The following is a 9,215-nucleotide window of genomic DNA, read 5'->3' as shown; positions in this document are numbered from 1 at the left end:
TTGGTGTTGCCAGTTGGACCGTCTTATAATGAGTTTGACATGCAAAGGATGTGCTGTATTGTAAAGGACCACCAAGCATGAAAGTTGCAATATTACAATCTCCAACATTTCCATTAAATATTGATTATCATGGCGGAATCGAAGTAGTTGAACTTGGAGAATTAGATTATTTAAGGGACAAAGGGCATCAGTCCATTCTTTATGTGCCAAGTCTTGTGGGTAATAAAAACGGGATTAAGGTGATTCGTGATTGGGGTTGGCAGAATAGATATCTAAAATGGAAGTATTACCTTGAATTCATATTACGAACTGCACAGTGCGACATCCGGCACGGTCACTATACGCCGGCAATAGCCTTGTTGGCGCCGGATAATTCGCTTGTCCATTTTCCGGGTCTTGCCGTATCGGAGTTGCTGCTATACCGCTTGAAATGGGCGAGATTTCGGTATCACCGGGCGCATTATATATTTTGCGCAAAATGGGTAAAAGACGAGTTTTGTAAAAAGTATCCCGAGATACCGGATATTAAATTACATGTGTTGTACAATGGCGTGGATGTATGCGCGTTCAAACCAGGCGTTGCAGTTAACCGGAATGAAAAAATTAAAATCTTATGGTACGGCGTGTGGGAGGAGGAAAAAGGAATATTTGACTTGCTGGAAGCAATTCGGCAGGTGGAGCAAAAGCGGGACAATTTTACGGTGAACATAGTGGGCTCGGCCAGCTACGAAGGCGAAACGGTAAAGTCACGGCGAGATGATGTCAGGGTGCATAAGTTGGCCGGAAAGTTGAACACGGTGAACCTTATCGGGCCGATCAAATATCAACAGCTTCCGAAGTACCTTTCAGAGCATCAACTGGGAATATTCCCATCCACCTACCGTGACCCTTTTCCCTTGGTGCCCTTGGAAATGATGGCGGCTGGGCTACCGGTTATTGCTTACGACTTGGGCGGACCAAAGGAAGCTATTGTGAACGGTAAAACCGGTTTTCTGGTCGAAAACAAAAGGCCCGACCTGTTGGCCGGGCGGATTGAATGGTTCCTGGACAACCGGCAGGCCATTGCCGAGATGGGAAAGAATGCCCGGAAACACGTGGAGGATAATTTCAGTTTGGAAATACACGGTAGAAATCTGGTTGGCATCTACCAAAAGATGATGGAACAGCGATGAATAGCCCCTTATTTTCCGTCATAATACCGACTTTCAACCGTCCGGTTATTTTAAACCGTACCTTGGAATATCTTGAAGCCCAGCAGTGCAATTTCCCCTTCGAAGTCATCGTCGTTGACGATCATCCCGTAAACGTTTTGCCAGACCTGGGCTTTGGCAAAGGTAAACGCCAGAATTGGAAACTGATCCGCAACGGCGTTAACCTGGGCCGGGCGGCCACCCGCAACCGGGGCATAAAAGCCGCCGCAGGCGAATACATTCTTTTCATTGACGATGATATCTGGGCCGAGCCGCAGTTATTGCAGGCCCATTACGACAAGCAAAAAGAGATCAGCGGCGGAGTGGTGGTGGGCGCGGTGCCGGTTCATGCCGATATCCCCCACGATCCGGTAAACGAACATTACCGGGGCAGGATGGGGCGGCTGCACTCCCAAATGCAGGCCCAAGCGGATGACCTGCCATACAATTTCTTTTTTACCGGCAATGTATCAGTTCCAAAAGCTAAAATTGTTAAGGCCGGGTTGTTTGACGAGAGTTTTAAAACCTACAGCTGCGAAGATACCGAGCTGGGATACCGGCTTAAAAAATCCGGGTTGCGCTTTGTTTACCAGCCAAAAGCAGCAGGCTGGCATTATAACAATGAGACTTTGGTCACATCCTTGGCGAAGTCGGAGAACTGGGGCAAGTCGACTTGTGTATTTGCCGGGCTTCATCCAGAATTGTCTGAAAATATCTCCGTAGCCGGGATATTGGCGCCGGGAAACACCAAATATCAGGTTTTGTTATACCGGCCGGTTTTGTTTTTCAGCCGGTGCTTGTGCTATGCTTTGCAAAAAATTGGACTTAATAAGTCTGTTATTAATATGCTTGATCATGCTGGTAATTTATATTTTGCCTATGGTATGAAACAAGCTAAAAATAACCAACAATGGAATCGTAAAATATGACAAGCTGCCCTTTATGTAAAAAAACTAAAGTAATATTCATATATTACTTATATGATGATAATAAACTATGTTGGGATAAAACAATATTAGTTCATAAATGTTTGTCTTGCGGGTTGTATTTTTCTGTTATTAATGAAGACCTGCATGAGATTTATAAAAATGATTATTATGTGTTTGATACTATTCGGGAAACGTGTGATAAGGCATTTGCCGAACATTGTTGTTCCTGGCTTGATGATCATATTTCTCTAAGCGGCAAAACACTGCTTGATATTGGGTCTGGCAAAGGTTATTTTTGCGAAACGGCCAAAACAAAAAAAGCACACGTAACGGGGATAGAACCTGTCCCCGTAGCAGCAAAGGAAGCCCATAAAAGAACAGGCATTACGATGCACAATGATTATTTTGAAGATATAAATATCACAACTAAATATGACATTATAACAATGTGGGATGTTTTGGAGCATTTCAATAATCCAAGGTTTATTTTGACTAAAATAAAGAACACTTTAAAACCAAATGGTTTATTGGTCATAAGTGTTCCCAATAAAGGCAGCATATTCTCTTTTATCTCTGGTGCATATTGGAAGGGTTATAATAAATACCATGTATGTCATTATAAATACAAGTTGCTAAAATCTTTGCTTGAATCCTCGGGTTTTGAAATAGTAAAACATGAAACGTTCGACAATAATTTATTATCGCCGGAGGGCTTATTCCGTTTAGGAATTAAAGACAGACTTAAGAACTTAGCCCGTAGGAACAATTATTTACGTACAGCAATCGTTAAACGCAGGGGTGTTATAACGGATCAAAACCTCTTTACAGGCCATAATGATTATTTAATGACAAACAAAAATTGGGTTAGTTCATTATGCGAACGTTTTATACAAAAACTAGAATTAGGTGATCAATTAAGAATTATATGCAAATCAGTAAGGTAAATTCCCCATACAAAGTAAATAGCACTAATGTTTAAATTGCATTACTCACTTAATCTGCTGGTTTGGGCTGTATTATGCAAAGCATTCAAACGTAGCGGAAGAAACATTGATAGCCTATGCCCGGCACATATTCTTGTTATGCTGAACGGGCAGATAGGTGATGTGGTGCAAACTACGCCTGTATTGAGGTCTTTAAAAACAAAATGGCCCAAGGCAGAAATAGATTATTGCGTTTGCAAAAATTCAATGGACGGTTTAACCAATAATCCCAATATACGGCAAATTGTTAAGGCAGATGAATATGGGCCTTGGTCCCTGCTAAAACCAGTGTCTATTATCAAATTAGCGCGTACCCTTAAAAAAAATAACTATGATCTGGCTGTTTGCCTTGGGAATGACGCCACCTATGGAATAGTGGCCAGAATGGCGGGCATAAAATATATAGCCGGCCTGATCGACAAGGAATATAAAAATGCGTTTCTTGATCTTTATGTTTACGCCCCATACAACGAAAAACGGCCGCGGGTTGAGTATTTTAGAATGTTGGGCGAGAGCATAAGGCTTGATTTTGCAAAAGGCCTGTTGCCGGAGGTGTTCTGGACAAAGCAAGATGAGGCGCTTATTGATGGAATAATAAAAGCCCAAAATAAACCGCTGATAGCCATTTTTGCCGGTACCGGGCCAAATGCTTTCAGGCCTTGGGCCAAAAGGTCATGGCCGGTTAAAAACTGGGCGGAGCTTATACAAAAGCTTTTAACAGAATACCCTGATGCCGGTTTTGTTTTATTGGGGCGGGGCGGGGACAGGGAAGTCAACAAAGAAATAATTCTTTCAGCAAAAGCCGAAAATATCTGCGACTTGACCGATAAAACAACATACCCCCAATTGGCGTATGCCTTATCAAAATGCAATTTGCTGGTAAGCACGGATTCCTCACCAGTTTTTGCTGCCGCTGCTGTAAATTGTCCTCTTGTGGTTATGTATGGCCCTGAATGGCCCCAAAGATCGCAGCCGGTTGGCGCACAATACTGGCGCCCGGTTACTATTGACATGGTCTGCCGTGAGTATTGTTGTTCTTTCCCGGCCAAAGCTCCGGTCTGTAATAATGAATGCATGAAAAATATCCCTGCCCAGCAGGTCCTCGAAATGATAAAAACTGTACTTAAATAATACCAATAAATTGTTGAATATGAAATTACCTTGGTTTATCCGTAAATATATTGCCGGTGCAGATAGTTTTAACCGGCATAGCATAGCCGCCAATTTAGGCAGTAATATTGGCGGCTCCACGGCGCTTGATGTGGGCGGCGAAGGCAGTCTGGCCTGGCATATGAAGAAACATAAGGTAACTACCACGAATATCAATAATGGCGGAATAATTTCCAGCGGCCATTCCCTGCCTTTTACGGACAATGCTTTTGACGTTGTATTGTCGTTAGACACGGTAGAACATGTGGAGAAGCATAATAGGCAGGCATTTCTGGCTGAAATGAACCGGGTGGCAAAATTGGGCTTCATTATTTGCGCTCCATTGGGCACGGAAGCCCATATTGTTTATGAAAAACAAATTGTGATGAGTGAGGGGCTTGATCCCGATTCTTTGCTTTATTTAAGGGAGCACATTAAATACGGCCTGCCAACCCCGGAAGAAGTCCGGGAATGGGTCCAATTATTTAACGGCGACCTTTACTATGAAGGCTGTTATGATGACGGCGGTGCCCAAAAACATCAATCAAAATACCTGGCAGCGCTTAAAAATATGATGAATAATATCTTATACGAAAATATGAACCTTAATAAGAACGGATTGAAAAAAATGTATGACGACAGGACCAACCGGTTCTATCTGACGGCCGGCAAGAAACAATAAGTTCCGTGGAACTTGTATATAAAATAGTTAATTATGTAAGCCGGAACCGCTTGTTAAAGGACTGGTTGATCGCGGCGTTTTTTATTATTATCACCGCCAGGTTGGCTTATTACCTGGCTTTTTACCCCGGTTCAAATGTCGCTCCGCTAATAATTGCCGTCATAGTCATAATTCTTACCCTTTACCGTCCGGTGATCGGCATCGCCATTTACTTAGTGGGCTATCCTTTGGTGCCGGGGTCCGCCAGCGTGGATATTGTAAAAGTGGGCATGCTGGCCCTTACCTGTCTGATATTGTTCATCTGGTGGTGGCAGAACATCCGGGATCAACGCAAGCCCTGGCTGCTGCCGGAATACAAATGGCTTTTTATTTTCTTTTTATATCTTGGCCTTTCGCCCCTGCTGGGTCTTAAATACGGCTTCGGCGTTATGGACTGGGCCAGGGACATTGCCCCGCTGCTAAATTTACTGTTGATCCCGGTGTTGGCGGATTATTTTAAGGATAAAAATAACCGATGGCTGTTGTATCTGGTGTTCATTCCTATTGCGGCTGGGATGATGCGCGATATTTTGTTCTTGCTGCATACCTATGGCTTTCCAGCCATGCCGTTTCTGTATTTTATTCCAGTAAGGCTTTCCACTTTTCATCCGGGCTTATTCTTCGGGCTGGGTTTGATACTGTATATTCAAAAAGCGCCCCACAAGCGTCTTTGGCTGTTATTTGTTTTGTTAAGCTTAGGGGTAAGTCTTTTAACGCCTACCCGCACTGTTTGGCTGGCCTTAGGGTTTATGGTTGGCCTGTTGCTGATATTTTATTCCCAGCACCGCCGCAAGGCCGTTATTTTAATTATAGTTATGTTGGCCATCATGGGTTTGGTGATGGCCCGGGGAGGCGGCTCCGGCAGTTATAGAGAACAACAAACCAGCCGCTATCAGCAGTTTTTGGGTTATCAGGCGGACCCCTCGGTCAAGAGCCGATTTGACGAGTTGTACCAAACAATGGACCTTTTCAAATCATCGCCGATATATGGCGTGGGCTTTGGCTACCAGTATCATTTCTGGCGGCACTGGGTGATGGCTTACAAGGGTTCGGGCTATTTTGACACTAACTTTACCCATAACGACATAACAAACTTTGCCGCCAAGGGCGGATTGGCGGGGCTGATCCTGCTGGCCTTGGCTTTGAGGGGGTTACTTAAAGCTATGCAAAAAAAGAGACTGACGGGTTTGGATCCGTTAAGCCGCACCTGGGCCGTCTTTGGGATAATAGCCGTGATCCAGTCGTTTTTCGTGGGGTTGTCCACCCCGGTCTACCAGACCAGGGAGGCAATATTCATATTGGCTGTTATTATCGCCATTTCGTTAAGCTATAATAGTGAGGTTTCCAATGATTGAAAAGCCGGAACTATCCATAATAATCGTAGGCTATGGGGTGTAAAGTAATGGATAATACATATTTGCCAGAAGCAATTTTAAAGAAATTGAACGATACCTTTGCTCAGGATTTATATCCTTTTTCGTGGCGATTAGGCCCTGAACAAACCTTGATTAAACAAGGGGTCTCGATACGTTATTCCGCGATGGCATTGATTGGAATCGCGGCATATTCCAAAATGAATACCATTTATCCATCGAAACAAAACATGGGTCAAATAAGCAAATCGTTGATGAATGAAATAATAACCGTCAATAATGTTGGTGACTTGGGTCTTCTTTTATGGGCCTTATCCCTTTGCGGATCACATTGCAGCGAAGATGTTTATTCCAAACTATTGTCGTTATTAAAGGTTACCAATGATTCTGTTTATAATTATAGTCAAACAATGTGGCTTTCTTGGGTAATCGATGGTTTATGCGCATATTATAGCCAGACTTCGGATCGGGTAATATTTGATCATATCAGAAATGCTGCAAATAAACTCATTAACAATCAAGATAAATCGTCGGGTCTTTTTTATCGCTGTCATTCTTCCAATAAACCCATAGAAACACTTAAATCAAAAATAGCCTTTTTTTCCGATCAAATCTACCCGACACATGCATTGACCAGCGCCTGCTTGGTTACTAATGAGCCTCGGTATCTTAACGCTGCGGAAAAGACCGCCAACCGGCTTATAAACAACCAAGGTTCATTCGGTGAATGGCCTTGGGTATATCATGTGTCTACCGGTGGCGTGGTGGAAACCTATCCCATCTATTCGGTTCACCAGCATGGCATGGGGCCAATGGCATTACGGCGTTTAGGCCAAGCAAATGGTAAAAGCTATGAGGACATCTGTTGTAAATCGGTCAATTGGCTGAACCGTAATGCGATGGGTATTAATATGTTTTCCGGCGCTCACAATCTCGTTTGGAGGTCCCAAAAACGGCGGCATTTTCAACGAGTTCTTACCGGCATGGTCCAAGCCCAGGCAGCGCTAACAGGCCAGTGCCTGCGCTTACCCAACACCCGACTTAAGATCGACTATGAATGCCGTCCCTATGAACTTGGCTGGTTGCTATATGCCGAAAGCCTGAAAAATGAAAAGTAGAATCCTGGCCGCTTTAATAAAAACCCTGGGGTGGGATGCCATTCCCTCCGCATCATTCCAGCATCGCCGTCTGGCCCGTTATCAATTGCTGCCAGCCCCCCTCGGTTCAACCGTTGTCGATATTGGCTGCGGTTCAGGTATGTTGACCATCGAGATGTCAGCACGGAACCCCGGCACCACATTCATCTGCCTTGACCGGAGTCGCAACGATCTTTATCGTGGCAAGGCCCTGGCAGAAAAGCTCCATTTGCATAATATACTTTGGGTTGAAGGCGATGCCGGCTGCCTCCCCTTGTTCCCGGCATCAATCAAACTGGCGATGGCCAGCTATATAGTCGTAGATTTTGGAAATAGCATTTTCTCGGCTGTATCCGAATGGGTCGGCCATATAGCGCCATCAGGCTGGCTCCTGATTGAAACGCCCCTCGCCTCACCGACGCAGTATCTATTTCGTATTCCGCTCGTTCGCACTTTGGTCAAGCGGTATGTAGATCCATGTGATGGATTTCCCCCCGAGTGGCTGGAAGCGGCATATTTTAATAATAAATTAGGCAACATTAAAGCAATCGAGATGTTCAAAGGCATTGGCGCCTTAGCCAGAGAGTTGCATTATCTGCTAATGTCCATCCACCCGTTCTTGGCGGAGGCTTTCTACGCCCCACTGTTATTGCTGATGCGCACCGACCGATGGTTCGGGGGGCGGGGAAATGCCATCGTAGTTATTGGCAGAAAAGGAATACGGGATGTTGGAACCTGATCTTTCAGTCATTATTGTAAGCTACAATGTGCGGGAACTGCTGAAGGCTTGCATCCGTTCCGTATACGATGGCTGTGGCAACCTGAACACCGAAATTATCGTGGTTGATAATGCTTCCATTGACAGATCGGCCGAGATGGTCAGAACGTTTTATCCCAAGGTCAAACTTGTGTCCACTGCCGACAACCGTGGTTTTGCCGCAGCCAACAATCAGGGGTATAAAATTTCCACCGGCGGATACATACTTTTGCTTAATCCCGATACTATAGTCAAACCAGGCGCAATCAAAACAGTGTTGGAATTTATGAAAACCACACCAAAGGCTGGCTTGGCGGGGTGCCGTATGATTGACGGTGACGGCGGTTTGCAGATGTCCATCAGACGCATGCCCTCAATAAGTGATAATATTTTGCAGGCTTTGTTTCTGGACAAATTATTTTTCCCAGAAAATAAAAAAGAAATTTATTACCATAGTAAACCATTTAAGATCGGCTTTCCCGACGGGGCATGCATGATGGTCCGGCGTAGTGCTCTAATGGATATGCCATTGCTGAACGAAGAATATTTCATGTATGCCGAGGAAAAGGACTTGGCCTGGCGGCTTAATAAGAATGGCTATCATTGTTATTTTGTGCCGGGGGCGGAGATAGTACACTATGGCGGAAAAAGCACCGATCAGACGGCACTGCCAATGTTTTTGGAGCTGCAAAAAAGCCAGATAAGATATTATAAAACACACAACACACCAGCCAAAGCTTTTGTTCTTTGCACCAGTTGGTGGCTGGTCCTTTTCACCCGGTTTTTGTCTTCGACACCTTTTGTCCTGCTGGGCCGTACACACAAGGCAAAACTGTTCTACAATGCCCTTTTGCATTATCCCAAATATTTATGAATATCATTGCCGAATAGATGAAAAACTTATCCAAAATAATCCAGACTTTGGCATCCCGGCCGTTTTATATTGTTAAGTACGGTGGGGAAACGGTTGTATTTTT

The 9,215-nt window shown here is 44.4% G+C and carries 9 protein-coding genes; all 9 read left to right on the top strand.

Going from position 1 to position 9,215, the window contains the following annotated elements; all coding sequences use genetic code 11:
* Window positions 1-77 precede the first annotated feature (77 nt).
* The 9 genes from KJ869_00870 to KJ869_00830 all read left to right on the top strand — a co-directional run bounded on the left by KJ869_00870 (window position 78) and on the right by KJ869_00830 (window position 9,112).
* The gene (locus KJ869_00870; protein ID MBU1575744.1) at window positions 78-1,172 is read left to right on the top strand and encodes a glycosyltransferase family 4 protein; all 1,095 of its coding nucleotides are present in this window, start codon (window positions 78-80) and stop codon (window positions 1,170-1,172) included.
* Window positions 1,169-2,119 carry a glycosyltransferase family 2 protein gene (locus tag KJ869_00865; GenBank protein MBU1575743.1) on the top strand — a complete coding sequence of 317 codons (951 nt, stop codon included), beginning with the start codon at window positions 1,169-1,171 and terminating at the stop codon, window positions 2,117-2,119. The genes KJ869_00870 and KJ869_00865 overlap by 4 nt, the downstream gene beginning before the upstream one ends.
* A gap of 101 nt (window positions 2,120-2,220) precedes the next feature.
* Window positions 2,221-3,063: a class I SAM-dependent methyltransferase gene (locus KJ869_00860; protein ID MBU1575742.1), complete on the top strand. Its 843-nt coding sequence runs from the start codon at window positions 2,221-2,223 to the stop codon at window positions 3,061-3,063.
* Window positions 3,064-3,090: 27 nt separating this feature from the next.
* On the top strand, window positions 3,091-4,233 hold the full coding sequence (locus KJ869_00855) for a glycosyltransferase family 9 protein (GenBank protein ID MBU1575741.1): 1,143 nt from the start codon (window positions 3,091-3,093) through the stop codon (window positions 4,231-4,233).
* Between the two features lie 19 nt (window positions 4,234-4,252).
* Window positions 4,253-4,933 (top strand): class I SAM-dependent methyltransferase, encoded by a 681-nt coding sequence (locus tag KJ869_00850; GenBank protein MBU1575740.1) that lies wholly within the window; start codon window positions 4,253-4,255, stop codon window positions 4,931-4,933.
* Between the two features lie 5 nt (window positions 4,934-4,938).
* Entirely contained in the window at window positions 4,939-6,327 is a 1,389-nt protein-coding gene (locus KJ869_00845; GenBank protein MBU1575739.1) for an O-antigen ligase family protein, read from the top strand.
* A gap of 47 nt (window positions 6,328-6,374) precedes the next feature.
* On the top strand, window positions 6,375-7,463 hold the full coding sequence (locus KJ869_00840) for a hypothetical protein (GenBank protein ID MBU1575738.1): 1,089 nt from the start codon (window positions 6,375-6,377) through the stop codon (window positions 7,461-7,463).
* Complete coding sequence (locus tag KJ869_00835; GenBank protein MBU1575737.1) at window positions 7,453-8,220, top strand: class I SAM-dependent methyltransferase; 768 nt, start codon at window positions 7,453-7,455, stop codon at window positions 8,218-8,220. The genes KJ869_00840 and KJ869_00835 overlap by 11 nt, the downstream gene beginning before the upstream one ends.
* Complete coding sequence (locus tag KJ869_00830) at window positions 8,186-9,112, top strand: glycosyltransferase family 2 protein (protein MBU1575736.1); 927 nt, start codon at window positions 8,186-8,188, stop codon at window positions 9,110-9,112. The genes KJ869_00835 and KJ869_00830 overlap by 35 nt, the downstream gene beginning before the upstream one ends.
* Window positions 9,113-9,215: the final 103 nt, after the last annotated feature.

It is taken from the genome of Candidatus Edwardsbacteria bacterium (genome assembly GCA_018821925.1).
In the GTDB taxonomy this organism is placed as follows: Bacteria; Edwardsbacteria; AC1; order AC1; family EtOH8; genus UBA2226.
This window is presented reverse-complemented; position numbering and strand designations above follow the sequence as displayed.